The sequence below is a fragment of the Paraburkholderia aspalathi genome (assembly GCF_900116445.1).
Lineage (GTDB): Bacteria > Pseudomonadota > Gammaproteobacteria > Burkholderiales > Burkholderiaceae > Paraburkholderia > Paraburkholderia aspalathi.
The window spans coordinates 23,236-45,291 of sequence record NZ_FPBH01000040.1; the positions used below are offsets into that span (position 1 = coordinate 23,236).

The following is a 22,056-nucleotide window of genomic DNA, read 5'->3' on the forward strand; positions in this document are numbered from 1 at the left end:
TTCATCCTAGTCTCACGGAGATCCAGCATGCCCAATTTGATCGACCGCCTCATCGAAGACCGCGCACTGCGCCATCGCTTCATCCTCTTTCTTTACCCGTTCACGATCATCGGCGGAATGATATCCGTTACTTGCAGTCTGCTCGCACGTTATTACCGTTAGGCAACGCAGGCAGATCTCAGGGCGGAACTGCTGAACCGCCACTTCTGCGCCCAAAAAACAAAGCCCGCAACATGTGCGGGCTTTGCATTTTCAAACTGACAACACACTAAACCGTTTAAACCACCCCGGCTCCATGCGCCTGCAGATCGGCGTGGTAGCTCGAGCGAACCATCGCGCCCACAGCGGCGTGCGTGAAGCCCATCTTGTACGCTTCTTCCTCGTACATCTTGAACGTGTCCGGATGCACATACGAGCGCACCGGCAGATGGTGTTCCGACGGCTGCAGATACTGGCCGATCGTCAGCATGTCCACGTCGTGCTCGCGCAGATCGCGCATCACTTGCAAAATTTCTTCTTCGGTTTCGCCGAGGCCGACCATCAGGCCGGACTTGGTCGCGACGTCCGGATGCAGCGCCTTGAAATCCTTCAGCAGCTTCAGCGAATGCGCATAGTCCGAACCGGGGCGCGCTTCCTTGTACAGACGCGGCACCGTTTCGAGGTTGTGGTTCATCACATCAGGCGGTGCGGCGTTCAGAATGCCGAGCGCGCGATCCAGACGGCCGCGGAAGTCCGGCGTCAGAATTTCAATACGCGTCTCCGGCGACAGTTCGCGCGTCTGACGGATACATTCCACGAAGTGAGCAGCGCCACCATCGCGCAGATCGTCACGGTCGACGCTGGTGATCACCACATACTTCAGCTTCAACGCGGCGATGGTGCGTGCCAGGTTGCCCGGCTCATCCACGTCGAGCGGATCGGGGCGGCCGTGGCCGACGTCGCAGAACGGGCAGCGGCGCGTGCACTTGTCACCCATGATCATGAACGTCGCGGTGCCCTTGCCGAAGCATTCGCCGATGTTCGGGCAGCTCGCTTCTTCACACACCGTGTGCAGATTGTGTTCGCGCAGGATCTGCTTGATTTCAGAAAAGCGCGAATTGCCGGTGGCCGCTTTGACGCGGATCCAGTCCGGTTTTTTCAGCTTTTCGATCGGGATGATCTTGATCGGAATACGGGCGGTTTTGGCTTGCGCCTTCTGCTTCGCGGTGGCGTCGTAGGCAGCGGCGGGAGCCGGCACGGCATCAGGAGCGGGAGAAGCTGCGAGGTTCGCGGTAACGTCAGTCATTCGTTCGGTCCAGTCAGGCGGTGAGAGCACCGGCCTGCGGTTGGGCGACGGCCGCGGGACTGCCGTCGAGGTTTGCGGTGAGGCGTGCTGCAAAGGTACGGGCCACGTCGTCCCAGCCGGCGGCAACGCCCAGCGTTGCCATATCGACTGTTTCGAGCCCCGCGTAGCCACATGGGTTGATGGCCAGAAACGGCCGCAAGTCCATGTTCACATTCAGGCTCGCGCCGTGATAGCTGCAGCCGTTGCGGATTTTCAGACCCAGCGCGGCGATCTTGGCGCCGGTATGCAACCCGGCGTCTGGCCCTGGCGCCACGTAGATACCGGGGGCGCCCGCCTTGCGTTCTCCGGCGAGATTATACGCCGCGAGGGTGTCGATCACGGCCTGCTCGATCCGGGTGACCATCTCGCGCACCATCAGCTTGCGTCGGCGCAGGTCCAGCAACAGGTAGGCAACCACCTGTCCGGGCCCGTGATACGTGATCTGCCCGCCCCGGTCGACTTTCACAAGCGGAATGCCGCTGTCGGCGGCCAGCAGATGCGCCGGGTCGCCGGCCTGGCCAAGCGTGAAGACGGGGGGGTGTTCGACCAGCCAGATCTCGTCGGGTGTATCGGCGGTGCGCGCGTCGGTGAACGCGCGCATCGCTTCGAAACTGGCTTCGTAAGGTTCGTTGCCGAGCCAGCGCAGCGTAAGCGGCGCCGTGGCGGGCAAGGGGGACGGGGAAACCGGGGTGGTGCACATGATCCCGGCAGTTTACCGAAATCTGGGCATCCCCGCCGGACGCGCCCACTTCAGGACTCGGGGCGCTTCGTTTCGCGCCTGAGCGCCGTTCAACTTCAGCGCCCCTCCGCCATCGCGTCACGGCGCCGCCAGCACTCACACCGTGCGCCAGCCCCCACGCATGCGGGCCGCCAGCCGTTCGCCCACCCGCGCGAGCCAGTTGAGCGCACGCTCATCGCAGCGTGTCGGCACTGAAAACGCGACCTTCGCATGCGTGCTGCCCTCGGCGCTCAACCACAGCCGTTCACCGCGCCGCAGCCGCAGCGTGTGGCCGGGCTGCAGCCAGTAGTCTTCGGTATCGTCGCTGCGCGTGACCCACACCGCACCACCATGCACGACCAGCTTGGTGCTGCGTGCTACCTTCATAGGAATGGTTTCGCCATTGCGGATTTCAAAGCCGATACTAGAGGAAATTTCTCGCATGATGCCCTCGCCAAAATTCGTTTCGTGACTACAATCCTAGGCGTAGCAAGGGTTTACGCAAAACGATCTATTTTCACCTCTATGTGAGAAATATTGCGATGGATCTCCGGCAATTGCCTCCGCTGAACGCCATCAAGGCGTTCGAAGCCGCCGCCCGCCACGAGAGCTTCTCGCGCGCCGCCGACGAGCTGTTCGTCACGCACGGCGCCGTCAGTCACCAGATTCGCGCGCTGGAGGAGGAATTGGGCATCGCACTGTTCGCCCGCGACGGCAAGCGCGTGCGGCTCACGGATACGGGCCGCCGCTATGCCACGCGCGTGCGCACCGCGTTAATGGCGCTGGCTGACGCCACCCGTGAAGTCCGCGCCGGCGACCGCGAACGGCGCCTCGTCGTGTCCATGCTGTCCTCGTTTGCGGCGCGCTGGGTGACGCCGCGCATCGGCAGCTTTATCGAGGCGCATCCCCAGTGGGACCTCGAACTGCTGTCCACCAACGCGCTGACGGACTTCGCGCGCGACGACGTCGACGTGGCGATCCGCTTCGGCTACGGCAAATATTCGGGGCTGCACGCGGAGTTGCTGCTGGAGGAGATCTTCTTTCCGGCTTGCGCGCCGAATTTCAACGGCGGCAAGCTGCCGCAAACGCCGGCCGATCTGGCCAAGGTTCAGTTGCTGCGCTCGGACGACGAACTCTGGCGCCCGTGGTTCGACGCCGCCGGCCTCACAGACTGGCCTGAGCCGAAACGCGGTGTGTTGTATCAGGATTCGTCGAACCTGTTGCAGGCGGCCATCGACGGCCAGGGAGTCGCGCTCACGCGCCGTTCTCTGGCGATGCACGAGATCGCGGCAGGCCGCCTTGTGCGGCTATTCGATGTGGATGGACCGAGCCCGTGGCAGTACTACTTCATCTGCCCGCCGCAGATGCTCGAAACCGCGCGCGTCAAGGCGTTCCGCGCCTGGGTATTCGAAGAAGTGGGACGGTTCAAACAGCTTTTCGAGCAGGCTTGCGAGGTGGGCTCTGCTGCAAGCGCCGATCTCCCGGCGGACGCATTGCGCGTCACGCCGTAATCCGGAGGCATCCGTAGGCACAGACCTGGCTGGCCTTAAAGCACCACCTTCACCATCGGATGACCAGTAAGCGCGCGATAAATATCGTCGAGCTGCGCCTGGCTGGTCGCGCGCACAGTAACCGTCAAACCGGTGTAATTGCCGCCGCTCGACGGCCGCGTTTCCACGCGAGCAGGATCGACTTCGTTATCGAACTGCCGAACCACCGTGACGATCGTCTCGGCGAACTCGGGATGCGACTTGCCCATGATCTTGATGGGAAAGTCGCACGGAAACTCAAGCAATGATTCTTTCGCTGGATTCACTTTCTACTCCTTGCGCTTCTTGCGCTTCCTTGGCCTTGGCGCGCTGATAGGCCGCGTACAACGCCGCAAACACCGCACCCGGCTTACCGCTACCGACCGGCTGGCCGTCCAGCTGCGTGACCGGCAGCACTTCCTTGGTGGCGGAGCTGACCAGAATCTCGTCGGCGGCACGCAACTCGGCTTCGGCGATCTCGCGCGCTTCGAAGCGAATGCCGCATTCGCCCGTCAGCTCTTCGATCAGGCTGTAGCGAATCCCTTCGAGAATCTTGTGGCTGCGCGGCGGCGCATACAACACGCCGTCCTTCGCCATCCAGATATTCGAAGACGAACCTTCGGTCAGCATGCCGTCGCGAAACTGGATCGTCTCAAACGCGTCGTTTTCAGCTGCGTATTGCGCCATCAGAACATTGCCGAGCAGCGAGACCGATTTGATATCGCAATTGAGCCAGCGACGGTCTTCGGCGGTAACGCAGCGCACGCCCTGCGCGCGCTGGGCAGCGTCCGGCAGATTCAGCGGCGTGACCATCACGAACACGGTCGGCTGGATGCCGGCCGGGAACGCGTGACCGCGCTTCGCCACGCCCCGCGTGATCTGAACGTAGGCAATCGCGTCCTGATCGGCGCGCAGGCCGGCGTCTGCTTCATTGGCCGCGACTACGTGGTCGATCAGCTCCCGCCAGCCGGTATCGTCGAACGGATTGACGATGCCGATCTTGTCCAGCGAACGCGCGAGGCGCGCCAGATGATGCCGGAAGCGAAACGCCGTACGGCCGCTCGCATGCGGATACAGCGGCGCGACTTCGTAAATGCCGTCGCCGAAAATAAAACCGCGGTCGAGAACGGGCACGCGCGCTTCGGACAAGGGCACCAGCTCGCCGTTCAGATAAACGATCGGATCGAGCGAAACATCGGAAACAGCGGTCATCGCAATCGGGCTCTTACTTCTTCTTGTTGAACATCAGCATCAGCGAATCCCACACGCGGCCGACCACACCGGCTTGGGGAACAGCCTGCAACGCGACGATCGGGAATTGCGCCAGCACCTTGCCGTCGGCCACGAGCTTCGCGGTGCCGACCTGCTGACCGTTCGCGATCGGTGCGATCAGCGGATCGATCTGCTCGATCTGCGGCTTCACCTTGTCGCCCATGCCCTTCGGCACGGTGATGTACTGATCGCCCTTCACGCCGATCTGCACGGTGTCCTGCGCACCCTTGTAGACGCGCGGCGTGCCCAGCACCTGGTTCGCCTTGTACAGACGCACCGTGTCGTACGCGGTGTAGCCGTAGTTCAGCATCTTCAGGCTGTCCTGCACGCGGTCGTGTTCCTTGACCTCGCCCATCATCACCGAGACGAGACGGCGCGAGCCGTCGGCCGCGCCCGGCAGCGGACGCTTCGCGCTGGCGATCAGGCAGTAGCCGGCCGCTTGCGTATGACCGGTCTTCAGGCCGTCCACCGTCGGGTCGATCCACAGCAGACGGTTGCGGTTCGGCTGCTTGATCTTGTTGTACGTGAATTCCTTGACCGAGAAGATGTTGTAGTAGTCGGGGAAGTCACGAATCAGGCGTGCCGACAGCACCGCGAGGTCGCCCGCCGTGGTGTAGTGCTGCGCGTCGGGCATGCCGTTCACGTCGGCGAAATGCGTGTTCTTCATGCCGAGTTTCTGCGCTTCGGTGTTCATCATGTTGACGAACTGCGCTTCACTCCCGCCCACCAGTTCGGCCAGCGCGATCGCCGCGTCGTTACCCGACTGGATGATCATGCCGTACACCAGATCGTGCACGGTCACCGGCTTGTTGGCTTCGATGAACATGCGCGATTCGTCGGTGCGCACACGGCGCACCGCTTCGCTCGGCATCACCGTCTGGTCCATCGTGATCTTCTTCGTCTGCAGTGCTTCGAAGACGAGGTACGCGGTCATCAGCTTGGTCAGCGAGGCCGGTTCGACGCGTTCGTCGGCATTGCCCGAGGCGAGCACCTGATTGCTGGTGGCGTCGACAAGCACCCACGAGCGCGCGTTCACCGCCGGCGGCGGCACCTGCGCGAACGCCGTGCTGGCAACGAGCGTTGCCGGCAGCACGATGCCGAGGGTCACGGCACGGCGAAGCGTAGTGGGAACGAAAGAAGAAACTGACGGGAATGACGTGCGGCCGGAGGTGGAGAAACGCATAGGGTCGATTCGTGCGGAAAAATACATCGCGCGCAGGGCGCACAGATTGGAGGAGCCGGTCGGCGAGCGTCAGGCCGTAAAAACGGCGCGGCGCCCATTGGACTTCCGGCGACGCGATCGGTTCGCGCAGCACGCCTCGCATCCGGCACCGCTGCGCACGAGCAAGAAGCTACGCGTCGCGCGAACTGCCGGGTGGGCAATGCTGCGCCCAAAAAAGAGCGCTCATTATACGCGCGCTATCCTGGTATCTTTGAGCAAAGGTCGGCGATTAATTTGCGTTTGCACATACCTGTACCCCGGAAAACACGCGCGGCGCCCTTCGCGTGCGTCCCCAAGTGTGCCCCTTAGCGCCACGCGTCGACGATGATCCGCTTCAGAACGTGCAGCTTGCGATGCAGAAAATGCTCTGCCCCCGGAATCACGACCACCGGCAATTCCTGCGGCCGCGCCCAGTCGAAAACCGACTGGATGGGAACGGTATCGTCGATTTCGCCGTGAATCACGAGCGTGTTTTCCGGCACAGGCGCGACTTCCCAGCGGCTCGCCGCGGTGCCCACGAACACGATTCGCTCGATCGCCTGGCCTTCTTCGCGCAGCTTCGCGGCCACGTGCGAGAGCACAAAGGTGCCGAACGAAAAACCCGCCAGTACGAGGGGCAGATCGCCCTGCCCTGCCTGGGCGCGCATGTGGTCGAGCACGGCGCGCAGATCGTCGCGCTCGCCGATACCGGCGTCATGCTCGCCTTGCGTTTCGCCGACACCGCGGAAATTCGAGCGGTACGTCACGTAATTCAACTGCACGAGCGTGCGGGCAAGCGTCTGCGCGACCTTGTTGTCCATCGTGCCGCCAAACAGCGGATGCGGGTGCGCAACCAGCGCGATGCCGCGCGGCGCGGCGCCGTTCTCACGCATCTCGTCAGGCAGATCCAGCGCGACTTCGATCTTGCCCACTGGGCCGTCGATCAGATACTTCTTCGTATGTACATTCATGGCGCGGTTTATTGATCGATTTTCAGACGCTCGACGACTTTGCCGTTCACAAGATGCGAATCGACGATTTCGTCGATGTCGCTCTCGTCGACATACGTGTACCAGACGCCTTCCGGATACACGACGAGCGCCGGGCCGAGTTCGCAACGCTCGAGACAGCCGGCCTTGTTGATACGCACCTGGCCCGGGCCTGCAAGGCCGAGTTGCTTCACGCGCTTTTTCGCATGTTCCTGCATCGCCTGCGCGTTGCAATTCGCGCAGCTCGGACGCTCCGCGCCGGGATCGCGCTGATTGAGACAGAAGAAGACGTGGTACTTGTAGTAGGAATCCATGATGTCCGGAGAGGCAAGACTGTAAGAGTGGGGATGGCGCTGGAAGCGCCGCAGCGCGCCTGTTGTGCGGAAGATTATAGCGAGCGGGGCTGACGGTCGCTGAACGGCGGACGGCGGGCCGCACGCATGCGCCGCCGCTGCTTCATGCGCGCTTCATGCACCCCTCACGCGCCGCTTGAGCCACACCTGTTCAACCAGATAGGCGAGCCACACCAGCGCCGCATACGGCCAGATCCACGCGATCCAGTGCGCGAGACCGTTGAAGTGCAGATACCGTCCCTGGCGCCAGTCCGCCAGTACGGCATCGAAGTACGGATTGACCGGCAGCAGATTGACGAACACCAGCGCGACCGTCAGCGCGCATCCCGCGAGCGCCGCCCGCGACCTGCGCCGCAAGCGCAGCGCCAGCAATGCGGCGACGGTGCCGCACACGAGCCCCATCAGTGCGCCGGGCGTCGCCCAGTCGAACGCAAGACCGGATTGCGATTGCAGAAAGGTCGCGCCCGCCTTCACGCACAAGGTCATGACGATAAACACGATCAACAGGCGCACGAGCGGCGCATGGCGGCGCACCGGCAGCGAGGCGAGAGCCAGTGCGGCGAACAGATTGAGCGTGGTGATGACGGCTTCCCAGGCGTCGTCCGGCAGCCAGGCGGCCACCAGCGCCGGCCACGCGCCGACGTGCCAGGCCGTCGGCGTCCACGCGAGCAAGGCATCTTGCGTCGTCGAATCGAAACGCAGCCACAGCTCGCGCGGCCAGTTGCCTAGACCGAAAAGCCGCGGCGCCGGGTACATGGTCGCGAACGGCCACAAGGCGACGAGACAGGCAAGCGCTGCCGTTTCGCGCTCGAACCAGAGGAGCCGCGCACGCCGCAGCAAACCGCGATCGAGCAACGCGCCGGTGGCCGGCGACATGATCGCCGCGCCGAGCAGCGCACCGAGCGCATTGGCGGCCAGGTCGAGGTTGGAGGCCACGCGCGTCGGCAGATAGGTTTGCACCGCTTCCATCACGCCCGACAGCAAGCCACCGAGCACGAAAGCCAACGCGACCGCCAGCGTGCCCCGCCAGCGCGGATACACCGCGAGCACCACCAGCGCGCCGAACGGCATATAGCCGAGCACGTTCGTGACGACGTCGAACGCCGTCAGGTACTGCGGCATGGGATCGGACAGATAGGCAAACGGAGCAAGGCCGAGCGAACGCCAACCGGAAAACGGATACCACGAACCGTAGACGATCAGCGCCGTATACAGCCCCAACGTCTGCCGGGCGAGCGCCGACGGGCGGCGCTGCCAGGGCTTAACGCTCATGCAGCGCTCCGTTCTTTGCGCTGCGAGCCGGTCATTGCGCGGCGACCAGCGCCTGCACGCCGAGCCATGCACCGATCTGCGCGACGAGGTCGTCGCTGGCCGTAGCGAGCGCCTGCGCACCGCCGGCGGCATCCGCCGAACTGGACGGCGCGCGTGCGAGGAAGGTACGCTGGCCGATCACTTTGCCGTTTTGCGTCAACGTGGCGCGCGCGGTCACCGCGGCGTGGCTTTCCGACTGGCTATCGAAGACCTGTTCGAACTCGCTCAGATCGACTTTCAGAACCGCTGCGTGCACGCCGTCGGCCCCGGTCAGCACGGTGCCACGCGAACTGAGCGCACCGCGCAGCCGCTGGGTCAGCAGTTGCGACGGCGCCATGGTCCAGTGGCTATTCGCGTACGACGCCGTTTGCTGCGCGTCGGCGTAGCTGAGCCGGTAAATCAGCTTGTCGGATTCGAGGTTGTCGGGCGCGGTGACATCGAGCACCTTCACCGCCGGCTGCGTGCCGGCCGAGGCCGCCGGGTTCGGCGGCCCGAGGTCGTAGCGGATGTCCGAGATCGCCGCGGGGGTGCCGGCGCAACCCGCGGCCAGCACGCCGAACGCGAGCAGCATCGCAAGCGTGGCGCCAGAGGACAACAATCGGTGGGTCAAGCGTGACATGACAATCTTCCTTCTTCAAAACCTGCAAATCATTTCATTTGGCGGCGGGTGTAACCCCGGGCGCAGCAGCGCGCGCGGCGGGCCATGAGAAACCGGCCTCTCCAGGACCCGGCGCCGAACGCGGCGCACCGAACAGCACGCTGCGCGGATTGGTGCTGAACGTATCGGCAGCGCGGTCCACGGAACGGGCCGCCGAGCGCACGTCTTCGGCGAGCGAATTGACGCGCGGCAGCGTGTCGTAACCGACGCGCGCCGACAACTCCTGGATCGAACTGTCCATCGACACCAGTGCGTCGCCCGCTTGCTGCGCCGCCGTTCCGACCTTGTTCAGGTTGGTTTCGAACGGCCCGTCCGGGCGGTTCAGACTGGTGATCAACTGATTGGTCGACGCCAGCGTGCGATCCAGTGCGTTGATCGTGCCGGGCAGCTTGCCGGCTGCCGGCGCCATCTGCTGGGTCAGCGTGGCGACGCCGTCGGCGGCCTTCTGAAGGCTCGCTACCGTGCCCTGCAACTGGCTGACCATTTCCGGCGATAACAGATTGTCGACGTCGTCAGTGACTCTTTCGAGTTTGCGCAGCAAAACGTCGCCGCGTTGCTGCAATTGATCGAGCAAGCCCGGACGCATCGGCAATTGCGCCACCGCTTTCGCCGACGACGCGAGCGGCGTCGGATCGCGCCCACTGTCATCCAGCTGAATGAAGGCGATACCCGTCACGCCCTGGAACCCGAGGCTGCCGAACGTGGAATGCGTAATCGGCGCGTGCGTGTCGACGAGGATGCGGATCAGGATTTGCCCAGGATGATCCCGATCGAATTTGATCGACTGCACCTTGCCGACGTCGAGCCCGCGATAGCGCACCGCCGCGTCGGTATAGAGCCCCGTGACATTGGTGCGCGCAATCAGATCGTACGGCACCCGCACGGAACGGTCGACGTTGAACAAAAAAGCCGCCACTGCGATCGCAGCCAGCAAGGCCACCGTGAAGATCCCTGCCCAGAAGGCATGTGATTTGTTTTCCATAGTCAGGTTCCCTGGTTCACAGCGGCAATTCGGACGATGCCGATTCGAGCGCGGCGCGCGGCAATTTCGCGCGGCGTTCCGGCGGCAGCGCCTGCAGCGCGCGACGCCCGCGCAGGCCGAGGAAATATTCCCGGATAAAAGGATGATCGACGCCCGCCGCCTCTTCGACCGGCGCGGCGACCAGCACCTTGCGATCCGCCAGCACGGCGACGCGGGTGGACAGCGCGATCATCGTGTCGAGATCGTGCGTGACCATCACCACCGTCAGACCGAGCGCGCGATGCAGCGCGGAAATCAGTTCGACGAATTCATCCGACGCCTGCGGATCGAGGCCGGCGGTCGGTTCGTCGAGAAACAGCAACTCGGGCTCGAGCGCGATGGCGCGCGCAATGCCCACGCGCTTGATCATCCCGCCCGACAGCGCCGACGGCATCTTCGACGCGTGCTTGCACGGCAGACCGACCATTTCGAGCTTGAGCATCACGATGTCGCGCAGCAGGTCGCTGGGCACCTTGCCGAGTTCGCGCAAGGGCTGCGCGACGTTGTCGAACACCGAGAGCGACGAGAACAGCGCGCCGCGCTGAAACAGCATCCCGGAGCGGCTACGCATGAGCAGCGCGTCTTCGGGCGAAATGGTCGCAATGTCCTGACCAAACAGCTTGATGGTTCCCGACGACGGCCGCTCCAGGCCCAAAATCTGCCGCACCAGCGTGGTCTTGCCCGAGCCCGAGCCGCCCACGATCGAGACGATCTCGCCGCGCCGCACGTCGAAATTCAGATGCTGATGCACGATGTTGCGGCCGTAGCGCTTGGTGATGTCGATCACCTCGATCACCGGCTCCGCGATTTCGGGCATCGGTTGGCCGCGTACGGCCTGGGTGAGTGGCGCGATCATCCTAGCCCCACGTTCTGGAAGAGGATCGCGAACACCGCGTCCGCGAGAATCACGATGGTGATCGAGGTCACCACCGAGGTCGTCGTGCCTTCGCCGAGGCTTTGCGAATTCGCCTTGATACGGAAGCCGAAGTGACAGCCGACAATCGCGATCAGCATGCCGAACGCAACGCCTTTGCCAAGGCCGATCCACAAATTCGCGACCGGCACCACGCCCGGCAAGGCGCGCGCGAAGTAGCTCATGTCGATTCCGAGGACGATCTTCGCGGCGAGCGCGCCGCCCGTCAACGCGATGATGTTAGTCCACATCACGAGGAGCGGCATGGCGACGCCGAGCGCGACCACGCGCGGCAAAATCAATCGCAGGCCGTGCGGGATGCCCATCACACGCATCGCGTCGAGTTCTTCGGTGACGCGCATCACGCCGATCTGCGCGGTAATCGCCGAGCCCGAGCGGCCCGCCACCAGAATCGCCGACAGCACCGGTCCCAGTTCGCGAATCACCGACAGCCCGAGAATATTGACGATGTACTGATTCGCGCCAAAAAGCCGCAGTTGCTGCGCCGACAGATAGCTCAGCACGATGCCGATCAGAAATGCGACCAGCGCGGTGATCGGCAAGGCCTTGGCGCCGGCGTTATAGATGTTCGCGGAGATCTCAGTCCACGGCGTGATCTTCGGTTTGCGCGCGATCGCGAGAAGATCGAGCACGACCTGCCCGAGCATGCCGAACCCGCCGTACAGGTGCTCGAAGAACGAGAAGATCGAGAGGCCCAGCCGGGTGAACGGATCGAACTTGACCACCGGCTCGACTTTTTCGCGCGCCGTGTCGAGCAGCGCGATGCGCTCGAAAATGTCGCGTTGCGTATCGGTGAGCGTGGTGTCCGGGGGCATCTTGTGGCCCCACACGCGCCACAGCGCCTGACCGCCGACGTGATCCATCCGGTCGATACGCGACAGGTCCCACTGGCGGATGCCCGTAGCGCCAGCCAGCGAGTGCAACAGCGGGATCACGTGGCCAGTGGCCTTGTCGCGTGCGAGCGCGAGCGCCGTCCACTGGCCCGAAAGCCGGACGATCTTGCCTTGGCTGCCGGCCGCGACTTCAAGGCCGGGCGGAGTGTCGTAGTTCAAGGATCGCTGGAATCTGGTTATCGGATTAGGGGTCATTGTAACGAAGGCGCGGCGCTTGAACCGTGCTCACGGACTCCTGGCGTTCGCAGTGGCTACAATATGAGACATGAACGCCTCCAAGACCCCACCCCAAGCCGCTGCGGCCTCCGACTGGCGCATCGACCGTGAGCGCGCCGTCGCGCTGTTCGGTGCGCATGCGCACGACTGGCCGATCGAAATCGTCGAGGAAACCGGCTCGACCAACGCCGACCTGATGACGCGCGTCAAGGCATTGCCGCGCAAGGCCGGCGCACTGCCGCGACCGATCGTGCGGGTCGCGTATCTGCAAACCGCGGGCCGCGGCCGTCGTGGCCGCCCATGGTATGCGGAACCGGGCAATGCGTTGTTGTTTTCGGTGGCATGTGTGCTGCCGCGCCCGCTTGAAGGGCTGGCGGGCTTGAGTCTCGCGGTGGGCGTGGCGCTGGTCGACGGGCTGCGTTCGTTACCGGTCGCGGGTCCGGGGCAGATCGCGCTGAAGTGGCCCAACGACGTGCTGTTCGAAGGCGACAAGCTGGCCGGCATCCTGATCGAAACCGCATGGAGCACGGACGAAGCGAGCGCCGTGGTGATCGGTATCGGCACCAATGTAAAGGGTGCGGACGAGCTCGCCGCCAAGGTCGGCGCGCTCAACGCGAATGTGCCGGCGCAAGCGCGCGGCGCCACACCGACCGCACTGCAACGCGCGCTGCCGAATGCGAACCTCACCGATACGCTGGCTGCGGAACTGAACGCGCTCGAACCCGCGCTGCAGCGCTTCGGCGCGGAAGGCTTCGCACCGTTCCAGACGCGCTGGAACGCGGTGCACGCCTACGCAGGCCGCGAAGTCGTGCTGCTGGAGCAAGGTAAAGAGCTGGCGCGCGGCGTAGCCACAGGTGTCGACGAAAGCGGACAACTGCTGCTCAATACGGCGGCCGGGCGTCTCGCCGTCGCGACCGGTGACGTCTCGCTGCGTCTGGCCGACGATACGGCATGACGAGCGGCGCGCCTTATCTGTTAATCGACGCGGGCAATAGCCGCGTCAAGTGGGCGCTGGTGCAGCCGGACGGTACGCAAATCGCAGCCGGCGCGCTCGCGCACGGCGGCGTTGACCTGCCGGAATGGTCGACGTTGCCGACGCCGAGCGGCGCATGGTTATCCAACGTGGCGGGCGAAAGCGTCGCGGCACGGATTGCCGCGCTACTCGACGCTCACTGGCCGCAACTGCCGCGCACGACGATCCGCGCCTCTGCGCAGCAGTGCGGCGTGACCAATAGCTACACGACGCCGCATGCGCTCGGCAGCGATCGCTGGGCGGGCCTGATCGGCGCGCACGCGGCGTTTCCCGGCGAGAACCTGCTCATTGCAACGTTCGGCACGGCAACCACGCTTGAAGCGCTGCGTGCGGACGGTAGCTTTGTCGGCGGCCTGATTGCGCCGGGCTGGACTCTTATGATGCGCTCGCTCGGCGAGCACACGGCGCAACTGCCGACACTCGACGCCCATGCTGCGCGCGGCCTGCTCGATGAGGACGCCCCGTCTGAGCGCGAGCGTCGCGGCCCATTCTTCGCGACAGACACGCCGCGCTCGTTGTCGGCCGGATGCACGTTGGCGCAAGCCGGTCTGATCGAACGCATGTGGCGTGACTTGCAGGACGAATGGCAGGTGCCGGTGCGCCTGGTGGTAAGCGGCGGCGCCGTGGACGAAGTGACAAGTGCGCTAAAAGTGCCGCATACTCGCCACGATTCGCTGGTGCTGTCGGGGCTTGCGCTGATTGCGGCCGAGCACGCGATGGAACGCGACGCCTGAGCCGCGACCTTCCGGACAACGGCGGGATAGCAGCGCGAGAACGGCGGCTGAACTTATTAACGGGGAATACTAACGATGCTGCGCTGGCTGATCGCCATCCTGTTTCTTGCCAATATGCTGGCATTCGTCGCGATGCGCGGCGTATTCGGCCCGACGCCCACAGCCGGCGGCCGAGAGCCGAACCACCTGAACCGCCAGCTCCATGCGGAGTGGTTGAAGGTGCGGCCCGTCACGGCAGCCGAAGCCGCCGACCAGGCCGTGGTAGGCGGCCCGGCGCCGACGGCGCCGATCGCGGCATCTGCGCTGCCGCAGTAAAGATCACCCTTGCGCGCGAACCTTCTTCAATAACGCGGTAGTCGACCGTTCATGCTCGAACGGAATCGCTAAAGCCTTGCCTCCCCAGCCCCGCACAATGGCCGACTCCGGCAACACATCCATGTCGTAGTCGCCGCCTTTGACGAGCACATCCGGACGCAGCGCCGAAATCAGCTCCACGGGCGTCTTCTCGCCAAAACAAACCACATAATCGACGCTCTCCAGCGCCGCCAGCAAAGCCATCCGGTCAGCCTCGTTATTGATCGGCCGGTCATCGCCTTTGCCTAGCATGCGCACGGAGGCATCGCTATTGACGCCGACAATCAGGCAAGCGCCGAGTGCTTTGGCGTCGGCCAGATATGTCACATGCCCGCGATGCAGGATGTCGAACACACCATTGGTAAATACAACCGGTGCGGACATCGAAGCGCGGAGCTTCACCAGCGCATCGCGCGTAAAAATCTTGCGTTCAAAAGTAGCGGCCATGACGGAGTCGCAAAAGAAAAAAGAAGTGCCGCCACGATACACGCCGGACGGCATGAAGCAAAACGGCCCAGCAAGCTCACGCCTGCCGGGCCGTTCCTGAAACTCTAAAACCGCGAACCTGAACCCATCAAGCCGGCTGTTCAGCCGATTTCTGATCGGCCTGCAAGCGCAGCACGACTTCCTTGCGATAACGGTTCAGTTCCTGCGCCGTGTTGAACGTGCGCTCGAACAGAATCGACAGGTTATGCAGAATCCGCTCGACTACCTTCTTTTCCCAACCGTCGTCAAAACGGATCTGCTCGTCGAGCCAGCGTTCGAGCCATTCCGGATCCGGCAGACGCGATTGAATCGTGTCGCGCGGGAACAGCGCCTGATTCACGTGCAGGTTGGTGGGATGCAGCGGCTTTTCCGTGCGGCGCGCCGATGCCATCAGGACGCCGATCTTGGCGAACGCAGCACGCGCGATGTCGCCGGTTTGCACCATCGCTTTCTTCATGTAGCGCAGGTATGCGCCGCCATGACGCGCTTCGTCGCGCGAAATGGTTTCGTAGATGGCCTTGATGACCGGCTCGGTGTGCCATTCGGCAGCACGGCGATACCAGTGATTCAGGCGGATTTCGCCGCAGAAGTGCAGCATCAGCGTTTCGAGCGGCGGCGCCGGATCGAATTCGAAGCGCACGGCGTGCAGTTCTTCTTCGGTCGGGCACATTTCCGGCTTGAAACGGCGCAGATATTCCATCAGCACCAGCGAATGCTTCTGTTCTTCGAAGAACCACACGCTCATGAACGCGGAAAAATCGCTGTCGTGATGGTTGTCACGGAGGAACATTTCCGTGGCGGGCAACGCCGACCATTCGGTGATCGCGTTCATCTTGATCGTCGCTGCCTGCTCGTCGGTCAATAGCGATGCATCGAACTTGTCCCAGGGAATGTCTTTCTCCATGTCCCATCGAACGGATTCGAGCGATTTATAAAGTTCCGGATAAAGCATGGTGTTCATAGTCCCACCCCTGTTCTGCGCATACTGTCTGTGTCTGTAACTACTACGTGTAGCACTTTTGCTTATGACGAACGAAACGCACCGTTTTGTGCACCGTTTATCGGCCAAGCATTCAATTTTACGCGGTAATCGGCCGCCTAGATGCACCGGGCAGCAAAGAAGTCCGGCGTTTGCGCGGCGCTGCTAACCAGAAGTTACGCGCTGCGCGGCCAACCGTGGGTGAGGGATACCCTATGCCTGAGGTCGAGCCAGTCTGCGATGAATCCGCACCGTCCAGCTCTGCGCCGGTGGTACCGGCGGCGAATGGCGCAAGGACGGGTCGCATGGGTTGTTTTCAGCGCACGCCCAAAAGCCAAATGAAGCTTACACAATGATAGCACGCTGACTTTACGGTTCCCGTGCCTTAGCAGACGCAATTCCCGCGCCTGATTGACTTGTCTCAATAAACAGCCCGATTCACGGAGTGTGGCGGACGATCGGGGTCAAAACCATGACAGGCGGCGAATTCACTTCGTTAGCGCCGCCGGTCGGCACGGCTGCGCACGCTGTCGGCGCACAGATCGCGCCGACCCGTTTCATTCCTGCCGTCAAATATCCTTTTTCGTCGCTCGGGGAGCGGCGCTCGTACTGCCTGCGCGCTTCGTAGTCGTTGAAGCCGACGGCGCTGCCCGTTTCGCTGCAGGCCGTTTGGCCGCGGCCCCTTCCGGCGCGTCAGCCGCCGCTTCGCCGGCCGATGCTGAAGCGCTCGCCGCGCCTTCTGGCGAGTCCATTACCGAACCTTCCGCCGCGGCGCCTGGCTGCGTCATCGCAAACTGGGCGATCTGATTGAACTGCGATTGCAGCAGGTTCCACCAGCCGGAGGCATCGAACGGCGGTGCCGCGGCGGCTTCGCCTTCTTCGGCTGCCGGTTCGGGCGCGGCCGATGGGCTTGCACTGGCCGAAGCCGCAGAGGCTTCCGGGTGCGGCCAGCCGGTCGGCGAGGGACTCGGCGCGGCAGCCGCGGAAGCCGGCTGCGCCATCGACGACTGCGCGAACGCACCAAACGCACGCAGCGTCGCGAGCGTGGCGCGCTGCACTTCGAGCGCCTGAATGGCGGACTGCAGCATGTTCAGATTCAGCTTGAGCCACTGCTCGACCGCGCGCATATCGGTGATGCGCTTATCGAGCTCTTCGACGTTGGTAAGCGGCGCCATCATGTCGGACATCATCGACAGCGACGGCCCGAGGTTGCTGCCAGGCTGCGCGCCCGAAAACGCCGAGCCGAACGGCGAGAGACGCATCATGCCCCACATGCGTTCGAGCATTTCAGCGGGCGGGAAACCGGGAAAGCCCGGAAAGGGCGGCGTGGTGCCAGATGTATCAGTCATGCTTGTCGCCTCGCTGCATAAAGGGAAGGAAATAGCGCCGTCCCGCGCGCGTTTGATTCGAATTCGATCATACCGCGCGCGGTGCTGCGAATCGCGCTTAGTTTGGGCTGCTGCTTGCCCCATGTTTGCCCCGCTCGCGCAGCACCTCAAGTGCCGACCGGCGGGGCTTTGCGCAATACGCGCCGGCCTCCTGTTTCAGGAGCGCCCACCGCCCGATGCGCCGCCGCCCGGTGTGTGCCGCGGCTGCCCATTCCACGGGTCCGCGCCGCCAAAATCCGGCGCGCGCCGCTCACGCAGCGAGTTCACGCCCTCGCGCACATCCGGCCCGGCGAAGCCCATGAATTCCAGTGCCAGCGACGTATCGAACGCCGGCCCCGCCGAGCGCAGCCAGTTGTTCAGCGCGTACTTGGTCCAGCGAATCGCCGTTTGCGAGCCGTTGGCGAGTTTTTGCGCGACTTCGAAGGCTTTGGGCCGCAGATCGTTTTCGTCGACGGCGAGCGACACGAGGCCGATCCGCTCAGCCTCCTCCCCGCTCACCGGCTCACACAGCAGCAGGTAGTACTTGGCCTTGGCCATGCCGCACAGGAGTGGCCAGACGATGGCCGCGTGATCACCGGCTGCCACGCCCAAACGCGTATGGCCGTCGATAATGCGCGCCGACTTCGTCGCGATCGAGATGTCTGCGAGCAGCCCGGCCACGAGCCCCGCGCCGACCGCAGGACCGTGCATTGCCGAAACGATCGGCTTGCTGCAGTTGATCACGTTGTAGACCAGGTCGCGCGCCTCGCGCCACACGCGTGCGCGGACGTCGAAATCGGTCGCCATGCCTTCGACCAGTTGCAGGTCGCCGCCGGCCGAAAAGCCCTTGCCCTCGCCGCGAATGATCGCGACACGCGTGTCGGGATCCCGATCGATATCGCGCCAGATTTCGGCGAGTTCGAAGTGCATTCGCGCATTAGCGGTGGCGAGGCCGCTCTTGTTCGCACCCTCGCCGCTCATCACGACTTCGAGCACGCCATGCGGATGGCGGTGCAATTGCAGCGAGTGGTAGTGCGCGTAAAACGCGTCGTTACTGTGTGTTGCCTGAGACATGATGAGCAATCCGTCTATCGGTATGTCGGTTGAAACCGTCGCCCTAAGCTAAGGGCACATTTGCCATATTCCGCGCTAGACCCGCGCAAACCCAGCAAAATTTCAATGCGGCTGATAAACCCACTTCGCATTCATGATCTCGACCATTACACGCGCCCGTTGATCGAGTCCGAGGTGATCAGTGGCGCTCATGTTGACCACGCCGTTGGTATCCGCAAGACCACGCGTCGCTTCCAGCGCATCGCATAACGCACCGCGAAATTCCGGCGTGCCGGGGGCGGCCACCTTGAGCGCGATCGGTACCGCGTTGCTGAGCAGCATGCCGGCGTCCCACGTGTACGAGCCGAACGCCGACACGCTGCCCGGTCCACGCAACGCCTCGAAGCGCGCGATGTAGTCGAGCGCGAGACGTTTGGCCGGATGGTCCGCCGGCAATTGCGCGGCGACCAGCACCGGGCTCGCGGGCAGGAACGTGCCGTTGCAGTCGGCGCCGCACACCCGCAGGAAGTCGTTATTGCCCACGCCGTGATTGTGATAGATCAGCCCTTTGTAGCCGCGTTCCCTGAGGGTTTTCGGCGGCAGCGCGGCGGGCGTGCCGGCCGCGCCGACCACCACTGCATCCGGATGAGTCGCAAGAATCTTCAGAACCTGGCCGGTCACGCTCGGATCGGTGCGATTGAAGCGCTCGCTCGCCACCACGTTGATGTGATGCAGTTGCGCGAACTTCGCGACTTCGGTGTAGAAGGTTTCGCCGAGCGCGTCGGCCTGGCCGATGAACGCGATCGTTTTGACGCCGTGCGTACTGGCGTGAGCGGCAATCGCCGAGGCCATCATCGCATCGGTCTGCGGGGTCTTGAATACCCAGTGGCGTTTCGCATCCACCGGGTCGATGATTTTCGCCGACGAGGCCAGCGAGATCATGGGTGTTTCGCCATCGGCCACCACGTCGATCATCGCGAGCGAATTCGGCGTGATCGACGAGCCGATGATCGCGTCGACATGATTCTCGGAGATCAGCTTCTTCGTGTCCTGCACGGCCTGCGTGGTGTCGGACGCGTCGTCGAGCACGATGTATTCGACGCTCTGACCGCCGATCTGTTTGGGCAGCAGTGTGACTGTGTCGCGCGCGGGAATACCGAGCGAAGCTGCTGGCCCGGTCAGCGACAGCACGAGGCCGATCTTCGCCTGCGCAATGGCGATGGCGGGCAACGCGGCACACAGCGCGGCGGCAAGACGGGCGAGTCCGCGGCACGATGGTGTTGCGCGTACGCTCAATGCGCGAGCGCCCTGGATTCCTCGTTCGGTGGTTTCAAATCGCGGCATGCTGTCTCCTCACCTCGGTTTTTCGTTTTGATGTAGCGCCGATGTGCTGCTGGGTGTTACTTATGCGTTGCTTATGTCCTGCTCACGTGCGGCTTCGCGATGGTTTTGCATTGGTTTCGCGATCAACGGACAGCCGCTATCCCGGGGCCGCCGCCGCGCCAGTCAGTGTAGCGGCGCGTCGTGACGGCGGCATCGGGCGAAACCCTTTCGTAAGCAATGAAGCGCACGCGGCGCGGTCCTGATTGCCGCGGTCCGCACCAAACCGGCGCATCAATCCAGCGGCGCGATGCCCTGATCGATTGAACCGAAAATCGACTTGCCGGCTTCGTCGAACATCTCGATCTTCACGGTATCGCCGAACTTCATGAACTCGGTTTGCGGCGCGCCGTGCTCGATGGTCTCGAGGCAGCGCTTTTCAGCGATACAGCAATAGCCGCGCTTAGCGTCCTTGTTCGACACCGTGCCCGAGCCGACAATCGCACCGGCGCGAAGGTTGCGCGTTTTCGCCGCGTGCGAGATCAGTTGGCCGAAATGGAACACCATGTCGGTGCCGGCATCGGGCTGGCCGACCTTCTTGTTGTTCCAGTGGACGATCATCGGCCGGTGCAGGCGCCCTTCGCGCCAGCTCTCGCCGAGTTCGTCGGGCGTGACCGCGACCGGCGCAAACGACGTGGCCGGCTTGCTCTGGAAAAAGCCGAAGCCCTTCGCGAGTTCGGCGGGGATCAGATTGCGCAGAGAAACGTCGTTGACGAGCGTCACCAGACGCACGCTCCTGAGCGCCTGGTCGGGCGTGGCGCCCATCGGCACGTCGGTGGTGATCACGGCGACTTCCGCTTCGAAGTCGATGCCGAATTCTTCAGATGCGCACAGCACGTCGTCTTTCGGGCCGATGAAGTCGTCACTGCCGCCCTGATACATCAGCGGATCGGTCCAGAATTCCGGCGGCATTTCCGCGCCACGCGCGCGGCGCACCAGCTCCACATGATTCACGTACGACGAACCGTCGGCCCACTGGAACGCGCGCGGCAGCGGCGCCATGCATTCTTTGGCGTCGAACGGGAAGGTGTTGCGCGCCCGGCCCTGGTTGAGCGCGTCGTACAGATCCTGCAATTGCGGCGCGTAGAAGGCCCAGTCGTCGAGCACGCGCTGCATGGTGGGCGCGATCGCGTCGGCGACGGCCGCGGTATGCAGGTCGCGGGACACGACGATCAGCTGACCGTCGCGCGTACCGTCCTTCAGCGTGGCAAGTTTCATAGGGGAGTGAACCGTTAGTGACGATAGAAGGAATCTATTCTACGATGGTGAATCGGCGCGGCCCAAGCGCCCTTGCGTCTAACGCCTCTCTCACTGTCTTTTGAACGCGCTCGATGCGCCTCGCTCATGCCTCCAATTGCCCGCTCCGGCGCGATCCGCACCGATACCGACTCCGCTTCCGCTGAACCGCAGGAACCGCTCGACGCGCCCGAATCCGACGACGAAAGCGTCGAGACCGGCGAGGAAAAACTGCGCTCGGGCATCCAGTCGATCGAAGTCGGTTTCAGATTGCTCGAGGTGCTCACCCACGAACCGCGCGCGATGATGCTGCGCGATCTGGCGCAGCGTGCCGGTATGAGCCCGGCGAAAGCGCACCGCTATCTGGTGAGCTTCCTGCGCCTCGGCGTGGTGGCGCAGGATCCGCTGTCGGGCCGCTACGAACTGGGCGGCTTCGCGTTGCAATTGGGGCTCGCGCGGCTTGCGCGCGTCGATGGCGTGAAGCTCGCGCGCATTGCGCTTGCCGAACTGCGCGACCGGCTCGATCTGACCGTAGGCATCGCGGTGTGGGGCAATCAGGGGCCGACGATGGTCCACTGGATGGAATCGAGTCATCCGGCCAAGGCGTCGCTCAAGCTCGGCGACGTGATGCCGCTGCTCAGTTCCGCCACCGGCCTGCTGTTTGCCGCCTATCTGCCGTCGAGCAAGACCGCCGCGATGCTGGAGCGCGAACTGGCCGATTCGCGCCGCTCGTCGCACATGGGCGGGCCGCGCACGCGGGACGAAGTCGAACGGGCGCTGACAGACGTGCGGCAGCACGAAGCAGCGCGTGTGGAGGGCATGTTGCTGCCGACCATCCACGCGTTCTGCATGCCGGTCTTCGACTCGACCGGTGATCTCGCGCTCGGCCTGGTCGCGCTCGGTCATGAGGGTGCATTCGATATCCGCTGGGGCGGCGAGATCGATACGGCGCTGCGCGAATGTGCGCAAAAGCTCTCGTATGAGCTCGGGTATAGTGCAACGCCACGCTGACGAT

At 63.7% G+C, this 22,056-nt stretch carries 25 protein-coding genes; 6 read left to right on the plus strand and 19 right to left on the minus strand.

From position 1 onward, the window contains the following. The first annotated feature begins 27 nt into the window (after window positions 1–27). Window positions 28–162 carry a hypothetical protein gene (locus BM438_RS46795; protein ID WP_266211018.1) on the plus strand — a complete coding sequence of 45 codons (135 nt, stop codon included), beginning with the start codon at window positions 28–30 and terminating at the stop codon, window positions 160–162. Window positions 163–277: 115 nt separating this feature from the next. Here the strand turns inward: BM438_RS46795 and lipA are convergent, their stop codons facing one another. The 3 genes from lipA to BM438_RS38760 all read right to left on the minus strand — a co-directional run bounded on the left by lipA (window position 278) and on the right by BM438_RS38760 (window position 2,486). Beyond that, window positions 278–1,285 (minus strand): lipoyl synthase, encoded by a 1,008-nt coding sequence (gene lipA, locus BM438_RS38750; protein WP_054035853.1) that lies wholly within the window; start codon window positions 1,283–1,285, stop codon window positions 278–280. Between the two features lie 13 nt (window positions 1,286–1,298). Next, window positions 1,299–2,024 (minus strand): lipoyl(octanoyl) transferase LipB, encoded by a 726-nt coding sequence (gene lipB / locus BM438_RS38755; protein ID WP_093645637.1) that lies wholly within the window; start codon window positions 2,022–2,024, stop codon window positions 1,299–1,301. Between the two features lie 135 nt (window positions 2,025–2,159). Then, a complete protein-coding gene (locus BM438_RS38760) occupies window positions 2,160–2,486 on the minus strand; it encodes a DUF2917 domain-containing protein (RefSeq protein ID WP_093645639.1) in 327 nt (108 codons plus the stop codon). A 98-nt stretch (window positions 2,487–2,584) separates the two neighbouring features. Between BM438_RS38760 and BM438_RS38765 the strand changes: the two genes are divergently transcribed. After that, window positions 2,585–3,553, plus strand: coding sequence for a transcriptional regulator GcvA (locus BM438_RS38765; protein WP_093645641.1), 969 nt, complete (start codon window positions 2,585–2,587; stop codon window positions 3,551–3,553). Between the two features lie 35 nt (window positions 3,554–3,588). Here BM438_RS38765 and BM438_RS38770 read toward each other — a convergent pair whose 3' ends face one another. The 10 genes from BM438_RS38770 to BM438_RS38815 all read right to left on the minus strand — a co-directional run bounded on the left by BM438_RS38770 (window position 3,589) and on the right by BM438_RS38815 (window position 12,362). Further along, complete coding sequence (locus tag BM438_RS38770; protein ID WP_054035680.1) at window positions 3,589–3,858, minus strand: DUF493 family protein; 270 nt, start codon at window positions 3,856–3,858, stop codon at window positions 3,589–3,591. Next, window positions 3,830–4,783: a D-amino acid aminotransferase gene (locus tag BM438_RS38775; protein WP_093645644.1), complete on the minus strand. Its 954-nt coding sequence runs from the start codon at window positions 4,781–4,783 to the stop codon at window positions 3,830–3,832. The genes BM438_RS38770 and BM438_RS38775 overlap by 29 nt, the downstream gene beginning before the upstream one ends. Window positions 4,784–4,796: 13 nt before the next feature. Beyond that, on the minus strand, window positions 4,797–6,026 hold the full coding sequence (locus BM438_RS38780; protein ID WP_093645646.1) for a D-alanyl-D-alanine carboxypeptidase family protein: 1,230 nt from the start codon (window positions 6,024–6,026) through the stop codon (window positions 4,797–4,799). A 344-nt stretch (window positions 6,027–6,370) separates the two neighbouring features. Next, window positions 6,371–7,015, minus strand: a complete 645-nt coding sequence (locus tag BM438_RS38785; RefSeq protein ID WP_093645649.1) for an alpha/beta hydrolase — start codon at window positions 7,013–7,015, stop codon at window positions 6,371–6,373. A gap of 8 nt (window positions 7,016–7,023) precedes the next feature. Continuing rightward, a complete protein-coding gene (locus tag BM438_RS38790; protein ID WP_054035677.1) occupies window positions 7,024–7,347 on the minus strand; it encodes a (2Fe-2S) ferredoxin domain-containing protein in 324 nt (107 codons plus the stop codon). Between the two features lie 153 nt (window positions 7,348–7,500). Next, entirely contained in the window at window positions 7,501–8,658 is a 1,158-nt protein-coding gene (locus BM438_RS38795; protein WP_093645651.1) for a VanZ family protein, read from the minus strand. Window positions 8,659–8,689: 31 nt separating this feature from the next. After that, entirely contained in the window at window positions 8,690–9,316 is a 627-nt protein-coding gene (locus tag BM438_RS38800) for an ABC-type transport auxiliary lipoprotein family protein (protein ID WP_093645654.1), read from the minus strand. A gap of 34 nt (window positions 9,317–9,350) precedes the next feature. Beyond that, entirely contained in the window at window positions 9,351–10,337 is a 987-nt protein-coding gene (locus BM438_RS38805) for an MlaD family protein (protein WP_093645656.1), read from the minus strand. A 16-nt stretch (window positions 10,338–10,353) separates the two neighbouring features. Further along, complete coding sequence (locus BM438_RS38810) at window positions 10,354–11,232, minus strand: ABC transporter ATP-binding protein (protein WP_093645659.1); 879 nt, start codon at window positions 11,230–11,232, stop codon at window positions 10,354–10,356. Continuing rightward, window positions 11,229–12,362 (minus strand): MlaE family ABC transporter permease, encoded by a 1,134-nt coding sequence (locus BM438_RS38815; protein ID WP_093645661.1) that lies wholly within the window; start codon window positions 12,360–12,362, stop codon window positions 11,229–11,231. The genes BM438_RS38810 and BM438_RS38815 overlap by 4 nt, the downstream gene beginning before the upstream one ends. A gap of 106 nt (window positions 12,363–12,468) precedes the next feature. Between BM438_RS38815 and BM438_RS38820 the strand changes: the two genes are divergently transcribed. The 3 genes from BM438_RS38820 (at window position 12,469) to BM438_RS38830 (ending at window position 14,501) form a co-directional block, all read left to right on the plus strand. Beyond that, window positions 12,469–13,374 (plus strand): biotin--[acetyl-CoA-carboxylase] ligase, encoded by a 906-nt coding sequence (locus BM438_RS38820; protein WP_093645664.1) that lies wholly within the window; start codon window positions 12,469–12,471, stop codon window positions 13,372–13,374. After that, the gene (locus BM438_RS38825; protein WP_093645666.1) at window positions 13,371–14,186 is read left to right on the plus strand and encodes a type III pantothenate kinase; all 816 of its coding nucleotides are present in this window, start codon (window positions 13,371–13,373) and stop codon (window positions 14,184–14,186) included. The genes BM438_RS38820 and BM438_RS38825 overlap by 4 nt, the downstream gene beginning before the upstream one ends. A 75-nt stretch (window positions 14,187–14,261) precedes the next feature. Beyond that, on the plus strand, window positions 14,262–14,501 hold the full coding sequence (locus BM438_RS38830) for a hypothetical protein (protein ID WP_093645669.1): 240 nt from the start codon (window positions 14,262–14,264) through the stop codon (window positions 14,499–14,501). A 3-nt stretch (window positions 14,502–14,504) separates the two neighbouring features. Here BM438_RS38830 and rfaE2 read toward each other — a convergent pair whose 3' ends face one another. The 6 genes from rfaE2 to BM438_RS38860 all read right to left on the minus strand — a co-directional run bounded on the left by rfaE2 (window position 14,505) and on the right by BM438_RS38860 (window position 21,023). Beyond that, on the minus strand, window positions 14,505–14,987 hold the full coding sequence (gene rfaE2, locus BM438_RS38835) for a D-glycero-beta-D-manno-heptose 1-phosphate adenylyltransferase (RefSeq protein ID WP_054035671.1): 483 nt from the start codon (window positions 14,985–14,987) through the stop codon (window positions 14,505–14,507). A 127-nt stretch (window positions 14,988–15,114) separates the two neighbouring features. Then, the gene (locus tag BM438_RS38840) at window positions 15,115–15,987 is read right to left on the minus strand and encodes a ferritin family protein (RefSeq protein ID WP_054035670.1); all 873 of its coding nucleotides are present in this window, start codon (window positions 15,985–15,987) and stop codon (window positions 15,115–15,117) included. A gap of 587 nt (window positions 15,988–16,574) precedes the next feature. Beyond that, window positions 16,575–17,354 carry a PhaM family polyhydroxyalkanoate granule multifunctional regulatory protein gene (locus BM438_RS38845; RefSeq protein WP_093645671.1) on the minus strand — a complete coding sequence of 260 codons (780 nt, stop codon included), beginning with the start codon at window positions 17,352–17,354 and terminating at the stop codon, window positions 16,575–16,577. Between the two features lie 195 nt (window positions 17,355–17,549). After that, window positions 17,550–18,446: an enoyl-CoA hydratase/isomerase family protein gene (locus tag BM438_RS38850; protein ID WP_093645674.1), complete on the minus strand. Its 897-nt coding sequence runs from the start codon at window positions 18,444–18,446 to the stop codon at window positions 17,550–17,552. Window positions 18,447–18,548: 102 nt separating this feature from the next. Continuing rightward, a complete protein-coding gene (locus BM438_RS38855) occupies window positions 18,549–19,769 on the minus strand; it encodes an ABC transporter substrate-binding protein (protein WP_093645676.1) in 1,221 nt (406 codons plus the stop codon). A gap of 270 nt (window positions 19,770–20,039) precedes the next feature. Next, window positions 20,040–21,023, minus strand: a complete 984-nt coding sequence (locus tag BM438_RS38860; protein ID WP_093645679.1) for a fumarylacetoacetate hydrolase family protein — start codon at window positions 21,021–21,023, stop codon at window positions 20,040–20,042. Window positions 21,024–21,149: 126 nt separating this feature from the next. Between BM438_RS38860 and BM438_RS38865 the strand changes: the two genes are divergently transcribed. Next, window positions 21,150–22,052 carry an IclR family transcriptional regulator gene (locus BM438_RS38865; RefSeq protein WP_093645682.1) on the plus strand — a complete coding sequence of 301 codons (903 nt, stop codon included), beginning with the start codon at window positions 21,150–21,152 and terminating at the stop codon, window positions 22,050–22,052. The last annotated feature ends 4 nt before the right edge of the window (window positions 22,053–22,056 follow it).